This is a genomic window from Rhodococcus sp. BH5, assembly GCF_027583855.1.
Taxonomy (GTDB): domain Bacteria; phylum Actinomycetota; class Actinomycetes; order Mycobacteriales; family Mycobacteriaceae; genus Rhodococcus_F; species Rhodococcus_F qingshengii.
In genome coordinates this window covers 300,269-323,322 of record NZ_JAJHVW010000001.1, presented here as the reverse complement: position 1 = coordinate 323,322, position 23,054 = coordinate 300,269, and the positions used below count along the sequence as shown (strand labels likewise).

Here is a 23,054-nt window from a genome sequence, read left to right as displayed (position 1 = left end):
GTTCGAGCGGTGGAACCCGGTGGTACCGTCCGTCGGTGAATCGTTGGTGGCAGATCGGACTTCTCGTCGCGGCGTGCGCGCTGCTGGCCACCGGGTTCCAATCCGTCACCGGCGTACACGGCGACGATCTCGCCGTGTACCGGACGGCGGGTCAGGCCGTCCTCGACGGCTCGAACCTGTACGACGAGTCGTTCAACGCGAGACTGCCGTTCACGTATCCGCCCTTCGCTGCGCTCGTCGCCGTTCCCGTCGCCCTGGGTTCCTGGGGTGCGGTCCAGTGGGGATGGAGTTTCGTCAGCCTCCTGATGCTGGCCGCGATCATCGTGCTCAGCTATCGCGAAGTCCCGTTCACACGTAAGCGGCCAGTCGTCGTCTACGTGGGTTTCCTGGTCCTGTGGACGGCGGCATCGCCGATCTCCGATCACCTCGGGTACGGCCAGGTCGGGTTGTTTCTGACTCTCCTGTGCTTGATCGACGTGCTGGCTCGACCACGGTGGATTCCCGAGGGCGTGCTGGTGGGGATCGCCGGCGCGGTCAAACTGGTGCCACTCGTCTACATCGGTTACTACGTGATCACCGGGCGCTGGAAAGCAGTTGCGGGCGGCCTCGCCGGCTTCCTCGGCGCCACGGCTCTGGGCTTTGCGGTTCTCCCGCGCCAGACGATCGACTACTTCGGCGACATCGCCTCACTCTCGGGGCGCGTCGCCGTCGGTGACCCGTCCGTGTTCGGTAACCAGTCCGTGCGTGGAATGGCCTTGCGGCTACTTCCCGAGGGCCTGGTGGGTCCGGCATGGCTCGTCGCCTGTGCGGTGTTGGGTGTCCTCGGAATTGTCGCGACGCGGCGCGCTCAGCGCCTGCGGGGCGATCTCGCCGGTTTCACGGTGGTGGCTCTGCTGGCGGCAATCGTGACTCCCATTGCCTGGACGCACCACTTCGTGTGGTTGGTGCCGGCGGTGGGTGTACTCCTCGTTCCGATCAAGTCTGGCGTGGGGGAGGGCACTCGATCGGTCCCTGTGTGGTCCTGGATCGCGATCGGTCTCACCGCTGTCGTAGTGCTGTTTCGGCTTCCTCGAGTCGGCGCGGACATGGATATCCCGGTAGTCGGCTTCGTGCTGGAGAATTCATTGCTCTGGGCGAGCCTCGCGGTAGTGCTCGCTCTGGCCGCCCCCGGCGTGAGTCGCATCGAACCCGAGACGGTCGACGCCGGCGATCCGAAATCGTCGCTGCAGACCTGAAAACGGGCCGCGACACGCGCATAGGCGCCGAAAATGCTCGAAAATTTTGGATGTGTCGGCGACCACGTTCATTCCCGCAGGTAACGATTTCGCACACTCGCACGGGGGTGTCGCACGCTATGGGTCGAAATACATTGTGTTACAGTCTATTTCGGTACTGTACGCACGTTCGTGTGGCGTCGAATTCGTCTCGATCCAGCCGAAAACGGTGACGATCCGTGACATCGATTCGACGCGCATAACCCACCGCGATCTGCATCGGACCGCGGGGGGTGGGTTAGCAATTCGCGCCAGGCGTGAGTACGGTCGCTATCGCTGCTGGTTATCAGCGGAATAGACAAAATTTGCACACGACGAGACGGAGGAACCGTGGCCCTTCCCCAGTTGACTGATGAGCAGCGCGCTGCTGCTTTGGAGAAGGCAGCTGCTGCCCGCAAGGCCAGGGCTGAGCTCAAGGAGCGCCTGAAGCGTGGCGGCACCGACCTCAAGCAGGTCCTCAAGGACGCCGAAGACAACGAAATCTTGGGCAAGATGAAGGTTTCGGCACTGCTCGAGGCGCTGCCCAAGGTGGGCAAGGTCAAGGCTCAGGAGATCATGACCGAGCTGGAGATTGCACCGACCCGTCGCCTTCGTGGCCTCGGTGATCGGCAGCGCAAGGCTCTGCTCACCAAGTTCGACTTCGAGGCCTGAGCCGACAAGTGATGATTGCTGACGCGGCAGTGTCTGATGATTGCTGACGCAACAGTGTCAGAGAGCAAGACCGCAGTGCGGAGGGGTCGGCTGGTTGTACTGGCCGGCCCTTCGGCTGTCGGTAAGTCCAGCGTCGTTCGCGAGCTGAGAACTCGGTTGCCTGAACTCGTTTTCAGTGTTTCGGCGACCACTCGCGATCCCCGTCCAGGTGAAGTGGACGGCAAGGACTACCGATTCACCTCCCGTGAAGAATTTCAACGGATGATCGACTCCGGTGAACTTCTCGAATGGGCGGAAATCCACGGCGGCCTGCAGCGCTCCGGCACCCCCGCAGCTCCGGTCGAAGAAGCGCTCGAAGCTGGAAAGCCCGTTCTCGTCGAGGTCGATCTCGCCGGAGCACGAGCTGTCCGCAAGGCGATGCCCGAGGCTCTGTTGGTGTTCATGGCTCCACCGAGCTGGGACGTTCTGGTGCAACGGCTGACCGGACGTGGAACCGAAACGGAAGACGTCGTGGCGCGCCGACTCGAGACGGCCCGAGTGGAATTGGCCGCACAGGACGAGTTCGACACGGTCATCGTGAACGAGGATGTAAGCCGTGCTTGCGATGAGTTGGTATCCTTGTTGGTTGGGAACTGATTCCGCACCCTTCGGGAACCGATTTCCACCCCGTTTCTCAGATATCCGGATCGATAAAACTAGTTCTTCAATGAAGATCTAATTCAGGAGACACAAGAGTGAGCAGCACTTCAGCCGCGTCCGCAGCAGGTCAGGGCGCTCTGCCTGCCTACGACACCCCGCTCGGCATCACCAACCCGCCGATCGACGAGTTGCTCGAACGCACCTCTTCCAAGTACGCCCTGGTCATCTACTCAGCCAAGCGCGCGCGCCAGATCAACGACTACTACAACCAGCTCGGTGACGGCATCCTCGAATACGTCGGACCTCTGGTCGAGCCCGGTCTGCAGGAAAAGCCGCTGTCCATCGCGTTGCGTGAAATCCACGCTGATCTCCTCGAGCACACCGAAGGCGAGTGAGCACCACATCTGCCGCACCCGAACCTCGTTCGGGTGTCGGGGGAGTGTCCGACGCGCCCACATCGATACGTAAGCGCATTGTCGTCGGTGTCGGTGGGGGTATCGCCGCGTACAAGGCGTGCTCGATCATCCGCAGCTTCACCGAGAGCGGTCATCACGTCCGCGTGATTCCGACCGAATCCGCTCTGGAGTTCGTCGGGCGCGCGACGTTCGAAGCACTCTCCGGCAACCCGGTTCACACCGGCGTCTTCAACGACGTCCCGCAGGTTCCGCATGTCCGTCTCGGACAGGAAGCCGATCTGGTCGTCATCGCGCCGGCAACCGCTGATCTGATGGCGCGAGCGGTCATGGGTCGCGCAGACGACCTGTTGACGGCCACTTTGTTGACCGCGCGCTGTCCGGTTGTCTTCGCCCCAGCAATGCACACCGAGATGTGGGAGCACCCCGCAACGGTCTCGAACGTGGCGACACTGCGTTCGCGCGGCGTCCACGTGATCGAACCTGCCTCCGGGCGTTTGACAGGGAAAGACACCGGAGCCGGTCGACTTCCCGAACCCGACGAGATCGTCGGGTTGGCATCGTTGCTCCTCGAGCGCTCGGACGCGTTGCCGCGCGACCTGGAGGGTCGCCGCATTCTGGTCACCGCGGGCGGTACTCGCGAGCCGCTCGATCCCGTGCGCTTTCTCGGTAATCGCAGCTCGGGCAAGCAGGGCTACGCGCTCGCCCGTCTTGCCGCGCAACGCGGCGCGCACGTGACACTGATCGCCGGGTACACGGCTGATCTCGCCGACCCCGCCGCTGTCGACGTCGTGCACATCAAGACGGCCGAAGATCTCCGGTTGGCAGTGGAAAAGCACGCACCGGGACACGACGGAGTCGTCATGGCTGCGGCTGTCGCGGACTTCCGCCCCACCACCGTCGAAGGCAGCAAGATCAAGAAGGGCGCAAACGAACCCGACTCGATCAGCCTCACCAGAAATGCCGACATCCTCGCCGGTCTCGTCGAAGCGCGTCGTGACGGCGACTTGGATGCTCGAACGGTGATCGTCGGATTCGCCGCTGAGACCGGTGACGCCCATGGTGACGTTCTCACCTATGCCCGCTCCAAGCTTGCCCGCAAAGGTTGCGATCTCCTCGTGGTCAATGCGGTCGGCGAGGGCAAGGCGTTCGAGGTCGATCACAACGACGGTTGGTTGCTCGGTTCCGACGGCTCGGAGTCCGCTCTCGAACACGGATCCAAGGCTTTGATGGCCAGTCGAGTACTCGACGCCCTGGTCAAGCTCTTTCCCGAGTAGCGACACGCGCCCGGTGGTGAGAGTTACCCCACGATAATCGGGTGAGTACAAGGGTGTTGCGCAGGCGGTCCAACCGTTATCGTCGGCTCAGCCCCCAGCTAACAAAGCATGACAAAACGGTCACCGAACGGTGATTCGGATACTTCAATAAGCTGTAGTCAAGAACTCAGTCGTCGAGAGGGAGATCTGTGAGCAAGTCCGGCAGTCGGCTATTCACCAGCGAGTCCGTCACCGAGGGGCACCCGGACAAGATCTGTGACGCGATCAGCGACTCGATCCTCGACGCGCTGCTCACCCAGGACCCGCGCGCCCGCGTGGCCGTCGAGACACTGGTCACCACCGGCCAGGTTCACGTAGCCGGTGAGGTCACGACCACTGCGTACGCGGACATTCCGAAGATCGTGCGCGACACGGTCCTCGAAATCGGCTACGACAGCTCCGCAAAGGGCTTCGACGGTAACTCCTGCGGCGTCAACGTCGCGATCGGCGCCCAGTCGCCCGAGATCGCGCAGGGTGTCGATCACTCGCACGAGGCTCGCGTCGACGGAATCAGCGACGACGAGATCGACCGTCAGGGTGCGGGCGACCAAGGCCTGATGTTCGGCTACGCCACCACCGACACGCCGGAACTGATGCCGCTGCCCATCGCGCTGGCTCATCGTCTCTCTCGCCGGTTGACCGAGGTCCGTAAGTCCGGCGTGCTGCCGTACCTGCGCCCGGACGGCAAGACCCAGGTCACCATCGAGTACGACGGTGACAAGGCTGTCCGTCTCGACACCGTGGTCATCTCCACCCAGCATGCCGCTGACATCGACCTCGACAACCTGTTGACGCCCGATCTTCGCGAGAAGGTGCTTCACTCGGTGCTGACCGACGTCAACCTCACCGATCTCGACACCTCCGATGTTCGTCTGTTGGTGAACCCGACGGGCAAGTTCGTCCTCGGTGGCCCGATGGGTGACGCCGGTTTGACCGGCCGCAAGATCATCGTCGACACCTACGGCGGAATGGCTCGCCACGGTGGCGGCGCGTTCTCCGGCAAGGACCCGTCAAAGGTCGACCGCAGCGCTGCCTACGCCATGCGCTGGGTGGCCAAGAACGCTGTTGCCGCAGGTCTGGCCGACCGCATCGAGGTTCAGGTCGCCTACGCCATCGGCAAGGCAGCTCCGGTCGGACTCTTCGTCGAAACCTTCGGCACCGAGAAGACCGATCCGGCACGGATCCAGAAGGCGATCACCGAGATCTTCGACCTGCGTCCGGGAGCGATCATCCGCGACCTCGACCTGCTGCGCCCGATCTACGCGCAGACGGCGGCATACGGTCACTTCGGTCGCACCGATATCGACCTCCCGTGGGAGAGCACCGATCGCGCCGACAAGCTGCGTAGCGCAGCTGGTCTCTGATCACTGACGTACAGACGGGGCGCGGGTGGGCGCGGAAAGAGTAGCGGCAGAAGTCGATCCGGTCGCCCGGGTGCTGCCGATGCTCCCGCTCGCTCACCTCGACCGTGAATTCGACTACCTCGTTCCTCGTGAACTCGAAGCGGATGCGCAGCCCGGAGTCCGGGTGCGCATCCGCTTCGCTGGTCGTCTGGTGGACGGTTTCATCGTCTCGCGCGAGGCGACCAGTGACCATCAGGGGAAGTTCGGCTGGCTCGAACGCGTCATCTCGTCCGAGCGGGTCCTGACGGCCGAAATCGCGCAAGTCGTCGATCGTGTGGCGGAGCGTTATGCCGGAACCCGTGCCGATGTTCTCCGTTTGGCGGTACCGCCGCGGCACGCGAAGGTCGAGGCGGAACCGTGGGGGCCCGCCGAGCCGCCGTCCGCTCCTGAACCGATCGAAAATGGTTGGCATCTCTACAGATTCGGTGACGCCTTCCTGTCCGCGATTCGCGAGTCGAAAAGCCCACGTGCGGTCTGGCAGGCGTTGCCTGGTGAAAACTGGCCACTGCGCCTGGCCGAACTGGCCGGGGCCGTAGCGGCAAGTGGTAAATCCGCGATCCTGGTTGTGCCCGATCAACGCGACCTGGACCGCGTCGTCGCCGCTTGTACCGAACTCTCCGGAGCGGATGCGGTGGTAGGTCTGTCCGCGGGCCTGGGGCCGGCCATGCGATATCGGAGGTGGCTCGCTGCACTGCGCGGGACCGCCCGGATCGTCGTCGGCACGCGGAGTGCTGTTTTTGCGCCGACGCCCGAGACCGGTCTTGTCGTCGTCTGGGACGACGGCGACGACAACTTGTCCGAGCCGCGGTCGCCGTATCCACATGCCCGCGAAGTTGCCGTCCTGCGTGGCTACGTCGCCGGGTGCGCCGTCGTGATCGGTGGGTTCTCCCGTACGGCAGAAGCGCAGGTACTCGTCGACTCGGGATGGGCGCACGATCTGGTCGCTACGCGGGACGTCGTTCGTGCCCACGCACCCAAGATCACCGCGCTTGCCGACAGCGATCAAGCCTTGGCCCGCGATCCGGGAGCCAGAGCGGCTCGTTTGCCCGCTATTGCATTCGCGGCCGCCCGGCGCGCTCTGGGTGAGGGCAACGGAGTCCTGGTACAGGTGCCTCGGCGGGGGTACGTACCGACCCTGGCCTGCGGAAAGTGCCGTGCCCCGGCACGGTGCCGTCGGTGCAACGGCCCACTGGCTCTTCCCGCTGCGGCAGGTCCCGACGGCGCCGGGACACCGGCGTGCCGCTGGTGCGGGGTTGCCGATGCCGCCTACCGATGTCACGCGTGCGGGGCGAAAGCGTTGCGCGCGGTGGTGGTCGGTGCCGGCCGGACCGCCGAAGAACTCGGGCGGGCGTTTCCCGGTGTGAAAGTTGTTCTGTCCGGGGGCAGTGATGTGGTCAAGGAACTGCCACACGGGCCCGCGTTGGTGGTCTCGACAGTGGGTGCGGAGCCGGTGATGACCGGCGGCTACGGCGCCGCGCTCTTGCTCGACGGTTGGGCACTGCTCGGCCGGCCCGATCTTCGCGCCGCCGAGGAAACACTCAGACGCTGGATGTCGGCTGCTGCCATGGTGATTCCGCTGTCCGAAGGCGGTGAAGTTGTGGTTGTCGCAGACTCGGGTATCCCGACGGTGCAGGCGTTGGTCCGATGGGATCCAGTGGGGCACGCACAGTCTCAATTCGAGGAACGGGACGAGGTCGGCTTTCCTCCGGCCGTTCACATGGCTGCGATCGACGGTGGATCCGCGGCAATTGCGGAGTTGGTGGATTCAGCTGATCTGCCGGCAAGTGCTGTACTGCTCGGACCAGTGGAATTGCCTGCGGGGGAGAGGCTTCCGTATTCCGGTGAGGACGAGAGCGGTGTCGCGCCGGAGCGAATGCTGGTCCGCGTTCCACGCAAGGACGGTCGCGGCCTTGCGGACGCTCTGGCACATGCGAGGGCCGCGCGCAGTGCGCGGAAGTCTTCGGGTCCGGTCCGCATTCAGATCGACCCACGCCGCATCGGCTGAGTTTCGAGTTGTCGGAGGAATCCTTGCGCTACCCGATATGACGATATATCGTCGAACTATCAACGATAGTGATGGAGGTTCGACGATGGATGCAAGTTTCCCGAACGAGGGGATGTTCGGCCGGCGCGGTTTCTTCGGCGGTTTCGGCCGTGAGCAACGGCCACCATTTGTGATGTGGGTGCCGACGGACGACGGCGCGTCGGGCGATGGTCCCGGCGATCGAGACGGTGGACGACGCGGTCGACCGCACGAGCGGCCGGGCTTCGGTGACATGCCACGCAGAGGCCATCGGCGGGGGCGTTTCGGTCCAGACGGCGGACCCGGCCCCGGCTTCGGTCCGGGCGCTCAGTTCGGTCGCGGGCGAGGACGTGGCGGACGAGGTCGTCGAGGAGATGTGCGCGCTGCGATTCTGCTGTTGATCGCGGAAGAGCCGATGCACGGCTACGAATTGATTCAGCAGATCGTCGAGTGCAGCGGCGGCGTCTGGAAGCCGAGTCCGGGCTCCATTTATCCCGCGCTGTCCCAACTCGAGGACGAAGGACTGGTGATCATCGAAAAGGTTGCCGGCCGCAAGACCGCCAAGCTGACAGAAGAAGGCGTCGCGTACGTCGAGGAACATCGCGCCGATCTCGGGGCGCCGTGGGATGACGTTCGTCTCAGCGTAGGGGAGCCGGAGCAGGACCTTCGAGAACTGATCGGCCAGCTGATGGGCGCGGCCGGTCAAGTGGCTGCTGTAGGCACACCAGCGCAGGTCAAGGCCGCAGCCGACGTGCTTGTCGAGGCGCGCAAATCGCTCTACCGAGTGCTTGCCGGTGATGACGCCGATGAAGGCGGCAATTGAGACGTCGGATACCTACTGTTCGGTAGGGTATGCGCCTCGAAGTTTCTGGTGTTACGGTCAGCTCCCTCGTAGGATCAGAGCAGGAGCAGGAACAATGTCTGGCGTCAAACGGTCTGTGGGACCGACATTTTCGGTAGCAGTGGCGCTGCTGATCGGAGCACCGCCGGCTATATCGGGTGCCGCACCGACGCTTCCGTCTGCGAGTGCCGACGCGATGGACGTTCCTCTCGACGTCGGTCCGGGTCAGGCGACCCGTTCCGTTGCTACGGCATATGCGCATGCTCATCCAGCATCCGCACCTGCCGGATCGAACGATTTCGGCTGTGAGCCTTCCGCCACGCATCCCCGACCGGTTGTACTCGCCCACGGAACCGACACCGAGGCGTACGCGGATTGGGCGGCCCTGTCGCCGGCACTGGCAGCTGACGGCTACTGCGTCTTCGCCCTCAATTACGGCGGTGCGATCAAAGAAGAAGACGGGGACGTCGCACACGAGACCTACGGCGTCGGCGACATAGTCGGTAGTGCCACCGCGTTCGGTTCTTTCGTCGATCAGGTGCTGACCGCGACCGGCGCGGACAAGGTCGACGTCATCGGCTATTCGCAAGGCGCGACGGTGACGCGGTACTACGTCAACAAGATGGGCGGCGACGCCTACGTCGATCATTGGGTCGGTTTGGCTTCGCCGACCTACGGCGGGGTGATGTTCGGGTTGGTTCCGATCGTCCGCGCGATCCCCGGCGGAGAGGACTTTGTCGAAGACGTCTTTTCGCGAGCTGTCCGTGAGCAGATGCAGGGGTCGGATATGTTGAACGCCCTCAACGACGGCGGCGACACCGTACCCGGAGTGCGCTACACGACCATCGGGTCCACTGTCGACGAGATGATCCAGCCGTCCTCGAACATCGCGCTCCGCGATGCCGGTGCAGAAAACATCGTCCTCCAGGATCTGTGCCCGTCGAACCTGACCGGCCACTTCCGCATGCCGTACGACCCCTACGTGATCGACGTCATCCGGACGGTCCTCGACCCCGATGCCGAGCGGCACGCTTCGTGCAGCGCGGTGCCGCTCGGCACGGATATTCCGCAAGTGGTCATCGACGCAAATTCGTGAGCTGCAAATTCGTGAGCTGCTAACTCGTGAGCACCGAGATCACGTGGGTCGGGATGTTTACTCGGCGAGCTTGGCAGTGGCCTGCGCCCACAGGAAGAACTTGTTCGTTCCGAGGTCGCGGACGGTCTTGATGTTGAACGCTGCCTTCAAATGTTCTGCGTCCGAATCGCTTACGCCGTTGAGTGCCGCGACCGGGGCGTCCGCCAATTCTTCGACGGACTTTCCTGCGTAGGCCTTGTCGAACTTACTGTCGATGCCTGCCATCTAAGTTCCTCCGTGTGATCGGTGTATCCCGTATCAGCCTCCGCCGAGTGGCGACGACAGAAACAGTCAATACCGAGGACCGGTGAATGTGCAGGGTTCTGATCAAAGAAATTGCTGAGAAAGTGGTTTGGTGTGGCGCGAGGTAGGTCGTAGCTCTCGCAGTCCTTAGACTGACAGTTCCACCCACCGACACATCCGGGAGCATTTTCGTGAGTTGCAGTCCACCGCGTTCGACAGGCCGATCGGCTGATCAGAGTCCGAAGAGCCCAACGAAACGGGAGAGCTGACATGCGCGTCGTGTTCGCCGGAACACCCGAACCCGCGGTTCCTTCACTGCGTCGGCTCATCGAATCCGCCAACCACGAAGTGGTAGCCGTCGTCACGCGTCCGGACGCTGTGGCGGGCCGCGGTCGAAAAGTCACCCGATCGCCGATCGGTCTGCTTGCCGACGAGCACGGCATCCCGGTGCTGACGCCGGCCAAGGCGTCCGATCCCGACTTCGCGGCCGAACTCGCCCGCCTCGAACCGGACTGTGCACCCGTCGTCGCCTACGGAAACCTGTTGCCACAGAACGTCCTCGACATTCCGAAATACGGTTGGGTCAATCTGCATTTCTCGTTGCTTCCCGCGTGGCGCGGCGCCGCGCCGGTGCAGGCCGCGATCAGTGCCGGTGACGAGGTGACGGGTGCGAGCGCGTTCCGTTTGGAAGCCGGGATGGATACCGGCCCCGTGTACGGAGTGATGACCGAGCGGATTCGCGACACCGATACGGCGGGCGACCTGCTCGGACGTCTCGCGGAAAACGGCGCTGCCCTCCTCGAATCGGTACTCGACGGACTCGAGGCCGGCGAGATCAACGCGGTTCCGCAGTCTGCCGACGGCGTCTCGTATGCCCCCAAGGTGACGGTGGACGCGGCCCGCGTGCGGTGGGAACTGCCCGCTCGCACAGTGGACCGGCATATCCGAGCCGTCACACCCGCACCCGGGGCCTGGACGATGATCGGTGATCTTCGAGTCAAGGTCGGCCCGATCACCGTCACGGACGAGACCCTGGCAGTCGGTGAGATCTCGGTACGCAAGGATGGTCTGTACATCGGTACCGCGACCACCGCGGTGCGACTCGGGCAGATTCAGCCCCCGGGCAAGAAATTGATGTCGGCAGGGGACTGGGCACGCGGTGCCCGACTCGACGCGGAGGTACGAGCACAGTGACCGAATCACGACGACCGGCACGGCGGACACAGGGTCCCGGAGCCAAGAACGGCGGCGGCGCCAAGAACACCAAGCCGAAGCAGGCCAAGCGGCCTGATCCGGCAACCGCCGGGCTCGATCAACCGCGTCTGGCGGCGCGTGACGTCCTGCGCGCGGTCCGTGAGCGTGACGCGTACGCGAACCTGGTTCTGCCAGGGCTCCTGCGTGACCGCAAACTCGACGCACGCGACGCTGCGCTGGCAACCGAACTGGCGTACGGCGCGGCACGTGCTCAGGGACTGCTGGATGCGGTGATCGCCCATGCAGCGGGTCGGCCGATCGAAGAGATCGACGGAACGCTGCTCGATGTACTCCGACTCGGCTCGTACCAATTGCTGCGCACTCGTGTCGCACCGCACGCTGCCGTCGCAACCTCGGTCGATCTGGTCCGCGCCGAAAACGGCCAGGGCCGAGCAGGATTCGTCAATGCGGTCCTGCGCCGTGTTTCCGAACGCACCCAGGAGGAGTGGGTCGAGCTGCTGGCCCCGAAGGACCCGGTCGGCCGGCTCGCCTTCGAGCACGCTCACCCCCTGTGGATCGCGCAGGTATTTGCCGACTCGCTCGGCGCTGCTGCCGGTGAACTCGAAGACGTCCTGATCGCCGACGACGCCCGCCCTGCAGTACACCTCGTCGCCCGCCCCGGCGAGATCTCCGCCGAGGAGCTAGCACTGGTGACCGGCGGCGAGATCGGGCCGTACTCGCCGTACGCCGTGCATCTCGACGGCGGTGACCCCGGACAGCTCGAGGCGGTCCGCCAAGGCTTGGCGGGCGTGCAGGACGAGGGCAGTCAGCTGGTGGCCCGCGCCCTCAGCATTGCTCCTCTTGAAGGTGAAGACTCCGGACGCTGGCTCGATCTCTGCGCAGGTCCGGGCGGTAAGGCAGCGCTTCTCGGCGCTCTCGCCGGTATCGAAGGCGGGCGACTCGACGCCGTCGAGCCCGTCGAACACCGTGCCGAGTTGATTCGCAAGACCACTCGCGAGCTTCCCGTGGACGTACACGTGGCGGACGGCCGCGAATCCGGGCTCGAACCCGGATACGACCGCATCCTCGTCGACGCTCCCTGCACCGGGTTGGGTGCGCTGCGTCGGCGCCCGGAGGCACGTTGGCGTCGCCAGCCGTCCGATGTGGCTCCGCTCGTGAAGTTGCAGCGTGAATTGCTTGCTGCCGCAATCGAACTGGTTCGCCCCGGCGGAGTGGTGCTGTACTCCACGTGCTCGCCGCACTTGTCGGAAACGCTGGCAGTGGTCGCCGATGCGGTGCGGCGTCATGGCGTCTTGGAACTCGACACCAAGGAATTGGTGCCAGGTGTCCCGGACGTCGGAGACGGATCGTCGGTTCAGTTGTGGCCGCATCGACACGGCACGGACGCTATGTTCATGGCCGCTTTGCGCAAGCCGCTGGCCTGATCGGATGACTTCTGGGCATCGGTAGTCGTATGGTGCCTACATGGTTACGTGGGAACAGGTTGTAGTACTGGGTTCGGCTCTTCCCTCCGTGGAAGAGTCGACCTCGTACAACACCCCGGCACTCAAGGTGGCAGGTAAAACTTTTGCACGGCTCCGCACCGAAGCGGAGGGCGCTTTGGTCGTGATGTGCGGTCTGGACGAGAAGGAGGCGCTACTCGCCAGTGGCGAGTCGGCTTTCTTCACCACCGATCACTATCACGGGCACGGCTCGATCCTCGTGCACCTCGAACTGATCGACGAGGTGCAGTTGGGTGAGATGCTCGAAGACGCGTGGCGGATCAAGGCACCGGCCAAGGTGCGAAAGCTCCACACCGTCGTCAAGAACTGATCTGATTGCACCGGCTCCGATGTGCATGCACGGTCGGCAATGAGACACAGCTAAACTCGGCGTCGTGGCTTCCCCGATGATTGCACCGTCCATTCTGTCCGCAGATTTTGCTCGACTCGCTGATGAAGCGACTGCCGTGTCCGGCTCCGACTGGCTTCACGTCGACGTGATGGACGCGCATTTCGTTCCCAATCTCACGCTGGGTCTGCCGGTGGTCGAGAGTCTGCTGAAGGCGACGGATATTCCGCTCGACTGCCATCTCATGATCGAGAATCCGGAGCGCTGGGCGCCGCCGTACGCCGAGGCCGGTGCGTACAACGTCACGTTTCACGCCGAGGCCACCGACGATCCGCGTTCGGTTGCCCGCGATATTCGTGCAGCTGGTGCCAAGGCGGGGCTGAGCATCAAGCCTGGAACCCCGATCGACGACTACCTGGAAATCCTCAAGGACTTCGACACCCTCTTGATCATGAGCGTCGAACCCGGATTCGGTGGTCAGTCCTTCATGCCTCACGTGCTCGACAAGGCACGCGCAGTTCGAAAGCTCGTCGACTCGGGTGAGCTGACGCTCCTTGTCGAAATCGACGGCGGCATCAACGCTTCCACGATCGAGCAGGCCGCTGAAGCAGGGATCGACTGCTTCGTCGCCGGTTCGGCGGTGTACGGAGCGAGTGATCCCGGTGAGGCGGTGCGCAAGCTGCGCGCGCAGGCCGCCTCGGCGTCGCCGCACCTGACGCTGTCGGTCTGAGCCGCTCGATGGCAAAGGGTGGACAGGCGTCGACGGCTGATCTCGACGCCGCGATGCAGATCGCGCTGGCCGCAGCTGATTCCGCGCGCGGATTCACCAGCCCCAACCCACCGGTCGGCGCGGTCATCCTCGCTGCCGACGGAACCATCGCGGGCGTCGGTATGACGCAACCGCCCGGTGGACCGCACGCGGAGGTCGTGGCTCTCGACGAGGCCGGCGATGCAGCGCGTGGCGGTACGGCAGTGGTGACACTGGAACCGTGCAATCACCAGGGGCGAACCGGCCCTTGCTCACAGGCATTGATCGATGCCGGAGTCTCGGCGGTTGTCTACGCCGTCGGTGATCCCAATCCCGAGGCTTCCGGCGGCGCAGCGACGCTCATGCGCGCTGGAATCAGCGTCACGGCCGGACTGAGAGCACCCGAGGTGGAAGCTGGTCCACTGCGGGCCTGGCTGCACAAACAGCGCACCGGTCGCCCGCACATCACGTGGAAGTACGCGGCCAGTCTGGACGGACGCAGCGCCGCCGAGGACGGAACGAGTCAGTGGATCACCGGTCCGCAGGCGAGGGCGCGCGTGCATGCGCAGCGAGCGCAGATCGATGCGATCGTGGTCGGTACCGGCACCGTGTTTGCCGACGATCCGTGGCTGACCGCACGTCAGCCCACCGGTGAGCTCGCGGCGCACCAGCCCGTTCGCGTCGTCGTCGGAAAGCGCGAAATACCCTCGACGGCAAGCATTCTCGACGACACCGCACCGACTCTGGTGCTCAACACCGACAACATCGACGAAGTAGTCGAGGCGTTGGGGGAGTACACGGACGTACTTCTCGAGGGTGGGCCCCGTCTGGCCGGAGCATTCCTTGCCGCCGGATATGTCGACGTCATAGAGGCATACATCGCTCCGATCCTGCTCGGCGCGGGCGCCTCCGCACTCGTCGATGCCGGAGTGCACACCATCACCGACGCCCACCGATTCCGTTTGGAGTCTGCGGTAACGATCGGCCCCGATATTTTGTTGAGTCTGGTTCCGGAGAGTTCTGCTCCGGGGAACGAGGAGTAGGGCGCGTGTTCACAGGAATTGTGGAAGAACTCGGCGAAATTGTCGCCAAGGAAGAACTGGTCGATGCTGCACGTTTCACGGTGCGCGGGCCACTGGTCACCTCCGACGCCGGTCACGGTGATTCGATCGCGGTCAACGGAGTGTGCCTGACGGTGGTCGACGTGCTTGCCGACGGTTCGTTCACCGCAGATGTCATGCAGGAAACCCTGAACCGCTCGAGCCTGGCGAAATTGGATGTCGGCTCTCGCGTCAACCTCGAGCGTGCCGCGGCGCTGAACAGCCGACTCGGCGGCCACCTGGTTCAAGGGCATGTCGATGGAACAGGCCACGTCATTTCCCGCTCGCCGTCCGAGAACTGGGAGGTAGTGCGGATCGCACTGCCCGACTCCATTTCCCGTTACGTCGTGGAGAAGGGTTCGATCACCGTCGACGGAGTCTCGCTGACGGTCTCCGCGCTGGGCGGAGACCGCGGGTTCGAGTACTTCGAGATCTCGCTGATCCCGACAACGCTCGAGTTGACGACGCTCGGAACCGCTGTGGTCGGTACGCCGGTCAACCTCGAGGTGGACGTGATCGCCAAGTACGTCGAGCGGCTTCACTCTGCCGGTCGGTAGGACCAGGCTGATCGGACCCGTCCGATTGGTCGTAGGGTTGTCAGTGCATCCGTCGGATGCACTTGTTGTATTCGATGATGTGAAAAGTCAAGACTTTGGAGTGCGAGCACGTGACCAGGTTCGACAGTATCGAGCGCGCAGTAGCAGATATCGCTGCAGGTAAAGCTGTTGTCGTCGTGGACGACGAGGATCGCGAGAACGAGGGCGACCTCATCTTCGCCGCCGAGAAGGCCACCCCGGAACTGGTGGCGTTCATGGTCAGGTACACCTCCGGCTACCTGTGCGTGCCGCTCGACGGTGACGATTGTGATCGGTTGGGCCTGCCCCCGATGTACGCCACCAACCAGGACAAGCACGGCACGGCGTACACCGTCACGGTCGACGCCCGTGAGGGAATCGGTACCGGCATCTCGGCGTCGGACCGCGCTGCGACGATGCGTCTGCTCGCCAACCCCGAATCCGGTGCCAACGATTTCACTCGCCCCGGTCACGTCGTTCCGCTCCGCGCGAAGGAAGGCGGAGTACTGCGTCGTCCTGGCCACACGGAAGCTGCAGTCGACCTCGCCCGCATGGCGGACCTGCGTCCTGCCGGCGTCATCTGCGAAATCGTCAGCCAGAAGGACGAAGGCGCGATGGCTCAGACCGACGAGTTGCGAGTCTTCGCCGACGAACACAACCTTGCTCTGATCTCGATCGCCGACCTCATCGCGTGGCGTCGCAAGCACGAGAAGCACGTACTGCGCATCGCCGAGGCCCGCATCCCCACCCGCCACGGTGAGTTCACCGCTGTCGGCTACACCAGCATCTACGACGAGGTCGAGCACGTTGCGCTGGTGCGCGGCGACATCGCAGGCCCCGACGGCGACGGTAGCGACGTACTCGTCCGCGTTCACTCCGAGTGCCTCACCGGCGACGTCTTCGGTTCGCTGCGGTGCGATTGCGGCCCGCAGCTCGACGCCGCACTGGACATGGTCGCCCAGGAGGGCCGCGGCGTTGTTCTGTACATGCGCGGGCACGAGGGTCGTGGCATCGGTCTCATGCACAAGCTGCAGGCCTACCAGCTCCAGGACGCCGGTTCCGACACCGTCGACGCCAATCTCGAACTCGGCCTGCCGGCGGACGCCCGTGACTACGGCATCGGTGCCCAGATCCTCGTCGATCTGGGGATCTCGTCGATGCGTCTGCTGACCAACAACCCGGCCAAGCGTGTGGGTCTGGACGGCTACGGCCTGCAGATCACCGATCGTGTTCCGATGCCGTTGCGCGCGAATGCGGAGAACCTCACCTACCTGCGCACCAAGCGCGATCGGATGGGGCACGATCTGATCGGACTGGACGAGTACGAGGCGAACCATAACACCACACAGCCGGGAACCGCACTGTGAGCGGCGAAGGTCAGCCGCAGCTCGCGATCGCCGAGGCCAAGGATCTGAAGCTGGCGATCGTTGCCGGGCAGTGGCACGCGACGATCTCCGAGGCCCTGATCGCGGGCGCGCAGCGCGTCGCGCAGGAAGCACAGATCAAGGACGTGACACTGGTCCGTGTCGCCGGCGCGATCGAACTGCCGGTCGTTGCGCAGGCATTGGCGCGCACGCACGACGCCGTCGTCGCTCTCGGTGTTGTCATCCGCGGCGGTACGCCGCACTTCGAGTACGTGTGCGACGCGGTCACCGCGGGCCTCACACGCGTCTCGCTCGACGAAAGCACCCCCGTGGGGAACGGTGTCCTGACCACCGACACCGAGCAGCAGGCTCTTGACCGTTCGGGTCTGCCGGGTAGCGTCGAGGACAAAGGCGCACAGGCCTGCGCCGCCGCACTGGACACCGCAGTGACCCTGCGCCATCTCCGAGCACCATGGACCGAGGATTCGTTTCGATGAGTACACCCGGCGACCATGAGAACTGGGAACTGATCGCGTCACCGCGTAAGTCGACGCGATACGCGATCGGAGTTGCCGTCCTCCTGGTGATCGTTCACGTCACACTGGCACTCCTGCTTCGCCAGGGGTCCACCGGCGTGTACTTCCGTGCCGCGGACCAGATCGCGATGGCAGGCATCGGCACCATTCTGGCTCTCGGTGTGCTGATGTTGACGCGGCCCCGGGTCAAGGTGGGCAAGCAGGGTATTGCCGTACGAAACATCCTGGGCGAGAAGATCGTCGACTGGGATCTGTTCGAGGGACTCTCGTTCCCCGACGGTGCCGCCTGGGCACGCATCGAATTGCCCGACGACGAGTACATGGCAGTGATGGCGATCCAGTCCAACGACCGCGAGTACGCCGTCGACACGGTCGGTAAGTTCCGCGAACTGGCCGACCGCTACGCACCGGTCGCGCACAAGAGCAACTGACGTCTTCCGACCGGTTCGGTGCCCGCATCCTGCGCGTTTCCGAGTCGGTCGGTGGCGGCGACTAACCTGAAACCGTGCCGGATCCCTCGACTTACCGCCCCGCTACCGGAACCATTCCGGCTGCGCCGGGCGTCTACAAATTTCGCGATCCGCATGGTCGGGTCATTTACGTCGGAAAGGCGAAAAGCCTCCGTTCACGTTTGAACTCGTACTTCGCGGACGTCACGACACTTCATCCCCGTACTCGGCAGATGGTGACCACCGCCGGCAGCGTCGAGTGGACCGTCGTCAGTACCGAAGTCGAAGCGCTTCAGCTCGAGTACAACTGGATCAAGGAATTCGATCCGCGGTTCAACGTCCGGTACCGCGACGACAAGACGTATCCGGTTCTCGCTGTGACGCTCAACGAAGAGTTCCCGCGCTTGTTCGTCTACCGCGGTCCGCGGCGCAAGGGTGTCCGCTACTTCGGTCCCTACTCCCATGCCTGGGCGATCCGCGAAACACTCGATCTGCTGCTACGAGTCTTTCCCGCACGAACGTGCTCGTCCGGAGTCTTCAAACGACACAACCAGATCGGCCGGCCGTGTCTGCTCGGCTACATCGACAAGTGCTCGGCGCCCTGCGTCGGGCGAGTCAGCGCCGAGGAGCATCGTCAGATCGTCGAAGATTTCTGCGACTTCCTCGCCGGCCGCACGGACAAGTTGGTCAAAGATCTCGAAAAGCGCATGCAGCAGGCTTCCGAGGACCTCGACTTCGAGACCGCAGCCCGTCTGCGTGACGATATCGGGGCTTTGCGCAAGGCGCTCGAGAAGCAGGCCGTCGTACTCGGTGACGGCACCGACGCCGATCTCGTCGCCTTTGCCACCGATGATCTCGAAGCCGCCGTTCAGGTGTTCCACGTGCGGGGCGGACGCGTGCGGGGTCAGCGTGGATGGGTCGTGGAGAAGGCAGGCGACGCCATCGACTGGGCCGCACTCGACGCCGAGTCCGACCTGCCGATCCTGGTCGAGCAGTTCCTCACCCAGTTCTACGGGGAGCAGGCGGCCCTCGACCCGGGAGCGGGTTCCGAGGCCGGGATCAGCGCAGTTCCCAAGGAAGTTCTGGTGCCGGTTCTGCCGGCAAACGCGACCGAGATCCAGGCGTGGCTGAGCAAGCTTCGGGGATCGCAAGTGCAACTGCGGGTTCCGCAACGCGGCGACAAGAAAGACCTCGCCGAAACAGTCCAGCGAAACGCGAAAGAGGCTCTGGCGCAGCACAAGCTCAAGCGCGCCGGCGATTTCACTTCGCGTTCTGCGGCGCTGCAGGGCATCCAGGAAGCACTGGACCTGGACTCGGCTCCGCTACGAATCGAATGCATCGACATCAGTCACGTCCAGGGAACCGACGTCGTGGCGTCACTGGTCGTGTTCGAGGACGGGCTCCCGCGTAAGTCGGACTACCGCCACTACGCGATCAAGGAAGCTGCCGGCGACGGTCATTCCGACGACGTCGCGAGTATCGCGGAGATCACGCGTCGGCGGTTCCTGCGCCACAACCGCGACCTGGGCGTCCTCGCGGCGTCGGCGTCGACCATGGACTCGGACGGTGGGGATCTGGCTCCCGAAGCGGCGATCGACCCGGCGACGGGCCGGCCTCGGCGGTTCGCCTATCCGCCCAATCTGTTCGTCGTGGACGGCGGCGCCCCTCAGGTCACGGCGGCAGCGGCGGTCCTCGACGAGCTGGGGGTCACTGACGTCGCGGTAGTCGGGTTGGCCAAAAGACTCGAAGAGGTATGGGTACCGGGGGAAGAAGATCCGGTCATCCTCCCTCGGACGAGCGAGTCGTTGTACCTACTGCAGCGCATCCGAGACGAAGCCCACCGCTTCGCGATCACGTTCCATCGCAGCAAACGCTCGAGGCGGATGACGGCTTCGGCTCTGGATTCGGTCAAGGGACTCGGTGAAACTCGTCGAACCGCTCTGGTGGCTCACTTCGGTTCCGTGGCGAAGCTGAAAACGGCAACGGTCGAGGAGATCATGCAGGTCCCCGGTATCGGTGAGACCACCGCCACAGCAGTTCTGGCCGCACTCGGCACGGATTCGGCTGCAGCCGACGCGGGCGCTGAAGCTCGAGCGCTGCGAGCCGCGGTAGGGGATGATGAGCTGGACACGGAATCCGAATCGTCTGTTACGTCTGCTGACGCGCCCAGTGCCGAATCCGGTAGCGATGACGAGGGCTCCGAGTCACGAGAATTGTCCATGCCGACGACGGGGCCGAGTGCACAGTGACTACCGACAGCGCCAAAGACAGTCGAACGATGGATTTCCTGCTGGTGACGGGATTGTCCGGAGCAGGTTTGAGTACCGCTGCCAAGGTGCTCGAAGACCTCGGCTGGTATGTCGCGGACAATTTGCCACCTGAGCTCATTTCCCGAATGGTCGGTCTGAGCTTGACCTCCGATCCGCCGGTCGATCGTCTCGCCGTCGTGATCGACGTGCGGAGTCGACTCTTCACCGGCGATCTCGGGTGGGTGCTCACCGAACTCGAGGCGGAACCGATCCACACTCGGGTGCTGTACCTCGAAGCGTCGGACGACGTGTTGATCCGACGGTTCGAACAGGTGCGCCGCAGTCATCCGTTGCAGAACGACGGCATCGACGGCACGTTGTCCGAAGGGATCGCAGCCGAGCGTCGGCAGTTGGCCGTGGTGAAGGCGGCCGCCGATCTGGTCATCGACACGTCGGCACTGAAGGCGCATCAGCTGCGTCAGAAGATCGAAACGGCGTTCGGGAACGATGCCAACCGCACGATGAAGGTGACGGTCCAGTCGTTCGGATTCAAGTACGGCCTGCCGATGGACGCCGATCTCGTCTGTGACGTTCGTTTCTTGCCCAATCCCCACTGGATCCCTGAACTTCGCCCGCACACCGGTCAGGATGCCGACGTTCGCGACTACGTGTTGTCCCGCGAGGGCGCGGAAGACTATCTCGACACCTACCGACATCTGGTGGATTTGACGATCGCCGGATATCGACGAGAAGGAAAGCGCTACATGACAATTGCGGTCGGATGCACCGGCGGTAAGCACCGAAGCGTGGCCATGTCCGAAGCTTTCGCGAGGCGTTTGGGTTCCGAGGACGACATCTCGGTCAGCATCGTGCACCGGGATCTGGGGCGCGAATGAGTGAACCGACACATCGCTCGCGGGAGACACCCGAAGGGCCGGCCATCGTCGCGCTCGGCGGCGGGCACGGATTGTTCGCCACGCTCCAGGCCGTCAGAGGCTTGACGGTCGACGTCACCGCCGTGGTCACGGTCGCCGACGACGGTGGTTCGTCGGGCCGGCTGCGCGCCGAACTCGGCGTCATCCCGCCTGGAGACCTCCGGATGGCGCTGGCAGCTCTCGCGTCGGACGAACCCGAGATAGTCGACTGGACTCGGACCATTCAGCATCGCTTCGGCGGTGTCGGCGCACTTGCCGGGCATTCGGTGGGCAATCTCATCCTGGCCGGACTGACCGAGGTGCTCGGCGATCCGGTCGTCGCACTCGACGAGATGGCGCGACTGCTGCGAATCCGTGGCCGTGTGCTGCCGATGTCGCCGATCGCGCTCGAGATCGAAGCCGACGTTCAGGGACTCGAGGAGGACCCCCGCGTCAGCCGCTGCATTCGTGGACAGGTTGCCGTCGCGACCACCCCGGGCAAGGTTCGGCGTGTGAGACTGCTCCCGTCCAATCCGCCCGCGTGCCCCGATGCCGTGACTGCGATCGATCGTGCCGATCTCGTGGTTCTCGGCCCGGGATCGTGGTTCTCGAGCGTGATCCCACACGTCCTGGTACCCGAACTCGTCGAATCACTGTCGTCGACGAAGGCTCGAAAGGTACTGGTACTCAATCTCGCACCCGAGCCGGGGGAGACCGCCGGATTCTCCGCGGAGCGTCACCTGCACGTACTCTCCCAACACGTGCCCGATTTCCGGGTCGACTACGTGGTGGTCGACTCGGCGTCGGTACCGGCCGGGCGTGAACGTGAACATCTGCAGCGTGCGGCGGATCAATTTTCAGCCGAAGTCAGGTACGCGGATGTCGCGGACACCTCACCGGGCGCAGCGCATGTACACGATCCGGCAAAACTGGCCGATGTACTGGCTGAACTGTCGAGCAGTGCGGCAGTAGGGGATTCGACACAGTCTTCCCTGCAAGAACAGCAATCCGAAGAACAGAGGGAGAACGCTTCGTGGCAATGACAGCGGAGGTCAAGGACGAACTGAGCCGGTTAGTGGTGACTCAGGTCAGCTGCCGCAAGGCAGAGGTCTCCGCGTTGCTGCGCTTTGCCGGTGGGCTCCACATCGTCGGCGGCCGGGTGGTCGTCGAAGCAGAGGTGGATCTGGGCTCCACGGCGCGACGTCTGCGCCGGGAGATATTCGACCTGTTCACCTACAGTGCCGATGTGCACGTACTCAGTGCGGGCGGGCTTCGAAAGTCCGCTCGCTACATCGTGCGTGTAGCGAAGGAGGGTGAGGCCCTCGCGCGCCAGACGGGACTGCTCGATCTTCGCGGGCGCCCGGTTCGCGGCTTGCCTGCGCAGGTCGTCGGCGGAAGTGTCGGCGACGCCGAAGCAGCGTGGCGCGGTGCGTTCCTCGCGCACGGTTCCCTGACCGAACCCGGCCGTTCGTCGGCGCTCGAAGTGAGCTGCCCCGGCCCGGAAGCTGCACTTGCTCTGGTTGGAGCTGCGCGGCGTCTGGGGATCTCGGCGAAGGCACGTGAGGTTCGCGGAACGGATCGTGTGGTGATCCGCGACGGTGAGGCCATCGGCGATCTCCTGACCCGAATGGGAGCCCAGGACACACGTCTGGTGTGGGAGGAGAGGCGGATGCGACGCGAGGTCCGCGCCACCGCCAATCGTCTCGCCAATTTCGACGACGCAAACCTGCGACGCTCTGCTCGCGCTGCCGTTGCGGCTGCTGCGCGCGTCGAGCGTGCGTTGGAGATCCTCGGTGAGGACGTGCCCGATCACCTCGCGGCGGCGGGTGCACTGCGCGTCGAGCATCGGCAGGCGTCCCTCGAAGAACTCGGCCAGTTGGCCGACCCGCCGATGACCAAGGACGCCGTTGCCGGACGTATCCGTCGCCTGCTGTCCATGGCTGATCGCAAGGCCAAGGAAACGGGCATACCCGACACCGAATCCGCAGTGAATGTGGAGCTACTCGAAGAGGGGTGACCTGCCCTCCGTCAGGGTGGGCTGCGCACGTTCGGGCCACGCGCATTAGGGTATGAGTCACATCGACCGATGAACCCCACGTCCGCGTCGTGCACACACGGATTCGGAGTATGCGTGGG

Annotated in this window: 23 protein-coding genes; 22 read left to right on the top strand and 1 reads right to left on the bottom strand. The window is 64.2% G+C overall.

Annotation, left to right across the window (positions count from 1 at the left end; all coding sequences use genetic code 11):
- Window positions 1-35 precede the first annotated feature (35 nt).
- From RhoBH5_RS01330 to RhoBH5_RS01290, 9 genes are all read left to right on the top strand, one after another.
- Complete coding sequence (locus RhoBH5_RS01330; protein ID WP_225320370.1) at window positions 36-1,235, top strand: glycosyltransferase 87 family protein; 1,200 nt, start codon at window positions 36-38, stop codon at window positions 1,233-1,235.
- 369 nt (window positions 1,236-1,604) lie between these two features.
- Entirely contained in the window at window positions 1,605-1,925 is a 321-nt protein-coding gene (gene mihF / locus RhoBH5_RS01325) for an integration host factor, actinobacterial type (protein ID WP_003944825.1), read from the top strand.
- 36 nt (window positions 1,926-1,961) lie between these two features.
- On the top strand, window positions 1,962-2,561 hold the full coding sequence (gmk, locus tag RhoBH5_RS01320; protein ID WP_003944801.1) for a guanylate kinase: 600 nt from the start codon (window positions 1,962-1,964) through the stop codon (window positions 2,559-2,561).
- A 98-nt stretch (window positions 2,562-2,659) separates the two neighbouring features.
- Window positions 2,660-2,959: a DNA-directed RNA polymerase subunit omega gene (gene rpoZ, locus RhoBH5_RS01315; RefSeq protein WP_003944996.1), complete on the top strand. Its 300-nt coding sequence runs from the start codon at window positions 2,660-2,662 to the stop codon at window positions 2,957-2,959.
- Entirely contained in the window at window positions 2,956-4,254 is a 1,299-nt protein-coding gene (gene coaBC, locus RhoBH5_RS01310; protein ID WP_003944888.1) for a bifunctional phosphopantothenoylcysteine decarboxylase/phosphopantothenate--cysteine ligase CoaBC, read from the top strand. The genes rpoZ and coaBC overlap by 4 nt, the downstream gene beginning before the upstream one ends.
- 188 nt (window positions 4,255-4,442) lie before the next feature.
- Window positions 4,443-5,657 (top strand): methionine adenosyltransferase, encoded by a 1,215-nt coding sequence (metK, locus tag RhoBH5_RS01305; RefSeq protein WP_003944827.1) that lies wholly within the window; start codon window positions 4,443-4,445, stop codon window positions 5,655-5,657.
- 25 nt (window positions 5,658-5,682) lie between these two features.
- Window positions 5,683-7,701 (top strand): primosomal protein N', encoded by a 2,019-nt coding sequence (locus RhoBH5_RS01300; protein ID WP_081557843.1) that lies wholly within the window; start codon window positions 5,683-5,685, stop codon window positions 7,699-7,701.
- Window positions 7,702-7,873: 172 nt separating this feature from the next.
- On the top strand, window positions 7,874-8,542 hold the full coding sequence (locus RhoBH5_RS01295; protein ID WP_442972449.1) for a PadR family transcriptional regulator: 669 nt from the start codon (window positions 7,874-7,876) through the stop codon (window positions 8,540-8,542).
- Window positions 8,543-8,636: 94 nt separating this feature from the next.
- Window positions 8,637-9,656 (top strand): esterase/lipase family protein, encoded by a 1,020-nt coding sequence (locus RhoBH5_RS01290; protein WP_270007872.1) that lies wholly within the window; start codon window positions 8,637-8,639, stop codon window positions 9,654-9,656.
- A 57-nt stretch (window positions 9,657-9,713) separates the two neighbouring features.
- Here RhoBH5_RS01290 and RhoBH5_RS01285 read toward each other — a convergent pair whose 3' ends face one another.
- The gene (locus RhoBH5_RS01285) at window positions 9,714-9,920 is read right to left on the bottom strand and encodes a hypothetical protein (protein ID WP_003944900.1); all 207 of its coding nucleotides are present in this window, start codon (window positions 9,918-9,920) and stop codon (window positions 9,714-9,716) included.
- A gap of 288 nt (window positions 9,921-10,208) precedes the next feature.
- Here RhoBH5_RS01285 and fmt point away from each other — a divergent pair, with 288 nt between their 5' ends.
- From fmt to whiA, 13 genes are all read left to right on the top strand, one after another.
- Window positions 10,209-11,132, top strand: a complete 924-nt coding sequence (gene fmt / locus RhoBH5_RS01280) for a methionyl-tRNA formyltransferase (RefSeq protein ID WP_007727991.1) — start codon at window positions 10,209-10,211, stop codon at window positions 11,130-11,132.
- Complete coding sequence (locus tag RhoBH5_RS01275; RefSeq protein WP_118607253.1) at window positions 11,129-12,577, top strand: RsmB/NOP family class I SAM-dependent RNA methyltransferase; 1,449 nt, start codon at window positions 11,129-11,131, stop codon at window positions 12,575-12,577. The genes fmt and RhoBH5_RS01275 overlap by 4 nt, the downstream gene beginning before the upstream one ends.
- Before the next feature lie 40 nt (window positions 12,578-12,617).
- On the top strand, window positions 12,618-12,965 hold the full coding sequence (locus RhoBH5_RS01270) for an MmcQ/YjbR family DNA-binding protein (RefSeq protein WP_064075326.1): 348 nt from the start codon (window positions 12,618-12,620) through the stop codon (window positions 12,963-12,965).
- A 64-nt stretch (window positions 12,966-13,029) separates the two neighbouring features.
- Complete coding sequence (gene rpe / locus RhoBH5_RS01265) at window positions 13,030-13,713, top strand: ribulose-phosphate 3-epimerase (protein ID WP_270007871.1); 684 nt, start codon at window positions 13,030-13,032, stop codon at window positions 13,711-13,713.
- A gap of 8 nt (window positions 13,714-13,721) precedes the next feature.
- On the top strand, window positions 13,722-14,774 hold the full coding sequence (gene ribD / locus RhoBH5_RS01260; protein ID WP_030536416.1) for a bifunctional diaminohydroxyphosphoribosylaminopyrimidine deaminase/5-amino-6-(5-phosphoribosylamino)uracil reductase RibD: 1,053 nt from the start codon (window positions 13,722-13,724) through the stop codon (window positions 14,772-14,774).
- 5 nt (window positions 14,775-14,779) lie between these two features.
- Window positions 14,780-15,388, top strand: coding sequence for a riboflavin synthase (locus tag RhoBH5_RS01255; protein WP_003944892.1), 609 nt, complete (start codon window positions 14,780-14,782; stop codon window positions 15,386-15,388).
- Between the two features lie 110 nt (window positions 15,389-15,498).
- Window positions 15,499-16,773, top strand: coding sequence for a bifunctional 3,4-dihydroxy-2-butanone-4-phosphate synthase/GTP cyclohydrolase II (locus RhoBH5_RS01250; RefSeq protein ID WP_270007870.1), 1,275 nt, complete (start codon window positions 15,499-15,501; stop codon window positions 16,771-16,773).
- Window positions 16,770-17,267 (top strand): 6,7-dimethyl-8-ribityllumazine synthase, encoded by a 498-nt coding sequence (ribH, locus tag RhoBH5_RS01245; protein ID WP_003944999.1) that lies wholly within the window; start codon window positions 16,770-16,772, stop codon window positions 17,265-17,267. The genes RhoBH5_RS01250 and ribH overlap by 4 nt, the downstream gene beginning before the upstream one ends.
- Window positions 17,264-17,737, top strand: coding sequence for a PH domain-containing protein (locus tag RhoBH5_RS01240; protein WP_054826645.1), 474 nt, complete (start codon window positions 17,264-17,266; stop codon window positions 17,735-17,737). Before ribH ends, RhoBH5_RS01240 begins: the two co-directional genes overlap by 4 nt.
- A 74-nt stretch (window positions 17,738-17,811) precedes the next feature.
- Complete coding sequence (gene uvrC / locus RhoBH5_RS01235; RefSeq protein ID WP_270007869.1) at window positions 17,812-20,004, top strand: excinuclease ABC subunit UvrC; 2,193 nt, start codon at window positions 17,812-17,814, stop codon at window positions 20,002-20,004.
- Window positions 20,001-20,900: an RNase adapter RapZ gene (gene rapZ / locus RhoBH5_RS01230; protein ID WP_270007868.1), complete on the top strand. Its 900-nt coding sequence runs from the start codon at window positions 20,001-20,003 to the stop codon at window positions 20,898-20,900. The genes uvrC and rapZ overlap by 4 nt, the downstream gene beginning before the upstream one ends.
- Window positions 20,897-21,961 carry a gluconeogenesis factor YvcK family protein gene (locus tag RhoBH5_RS01225; protein WP_270007867.1) on the top strand — a complete coding sequence of 355 codons (1,065 nt, stop codon included), beginning with the start codon at window positions 20,897-20,899 and terminating at the stop codon, window positions 21,959-21,961. The genes rapZ and RhoBH5_RS01225 overlap by 4 nt, the downstream gene beginning before the upstream one ends.
- A complete protein-coding gene (whiA, locus tag RhoBH5_RS01220) occupies window positions 21,958-22,935 on the top strand; it encodes a DNA-binding protein WhiA (protein WP_021344225.1) in 978 nt (325 codons plus the stop codon). Before RhoBH5_RS01225 ends, whiA begins: the two co-directional genes overlap by 4 nt.
- Window positions 22,936-23,054: the final 119 nt, after the last annotated feature.

What these genes read in the sequence shown, in the direction of transcription:
- gmk (WP_003944801.1), top strand. Translation starts at nt 1,962, where the DNA reads ATGATTGCTGACGCAACAGTGTCAGAGAGCAAGACCGCAGTGCGGAGG.
- RhoBH5_RS01295 (WP_442972449.1), top strand. Translation starts at nt 7,874, where the DNA reads ATGTGGGTGCCGACGGACGACGGCGCGTCGGGCGATGGTCCCGGCGAT.
- RhoBH5_RS01290 (WP_270007872.1), top strand. Translation starts at nt 8,637, where the DNA reads ATGTCTGGCGTCAAACGGTCTGTGGGACCGACATTTTCGGTAGCAGTG.
- RhoBH5_RS01285 (WP_003944900.1), bottom strand. Translation starts at nt 9,920, where the DNA reads ATGGCAGGCATCGACAGTAAGTTCGACAAGGCCTACGCAGGAAAGTCC.
- fmt (WP_007727991.1), top strand. Translation starts at nt 10,209, where the DNA reads ATGCGCGTCGTGTTCGCCGGAACACCCGAACCCGCGGTTCCTTCACTG.
- RhoBH5_RS01270 (WP_064075326.1), top strand. Translation starts at nt 12,618, where the DNA reads ATGGTTACGTGGGAACAGGTTGTAGTACTGGGTTCGGCTCTTCCCTCC.
- ribD (WP_030536416.1), top strand. Translation starts at nt 13,722, where the DNA reads ATGGCAAAGGGTGGACAGGCGTCGACGGCTGATCTCGACGCCGCGATG.
- RhoBH5_RS01240 (WP_054826645.1), top strand. Translation starts at nt 17,264, where the DNA reads ATGAGTACACCCGGCGACCATGAGAACTGGGAACTGATCGCGTCACCG.
- RhoBH5_RS01225 (WP_270007867.1), top strand. Translation starts at nt 20,897, where the DNA reads ATGAGTGAACCGACACATCGCTCGCGGGAGACACCCGAAGGGCCGGCC.
- whiA (WP_021344225.1), top strand. Translation starts at nt 21,958, where the DNA reads ATGACAGCGGAGGTCAAGGACGAACTGAGCCGGTTAGTGGTGACTCAG.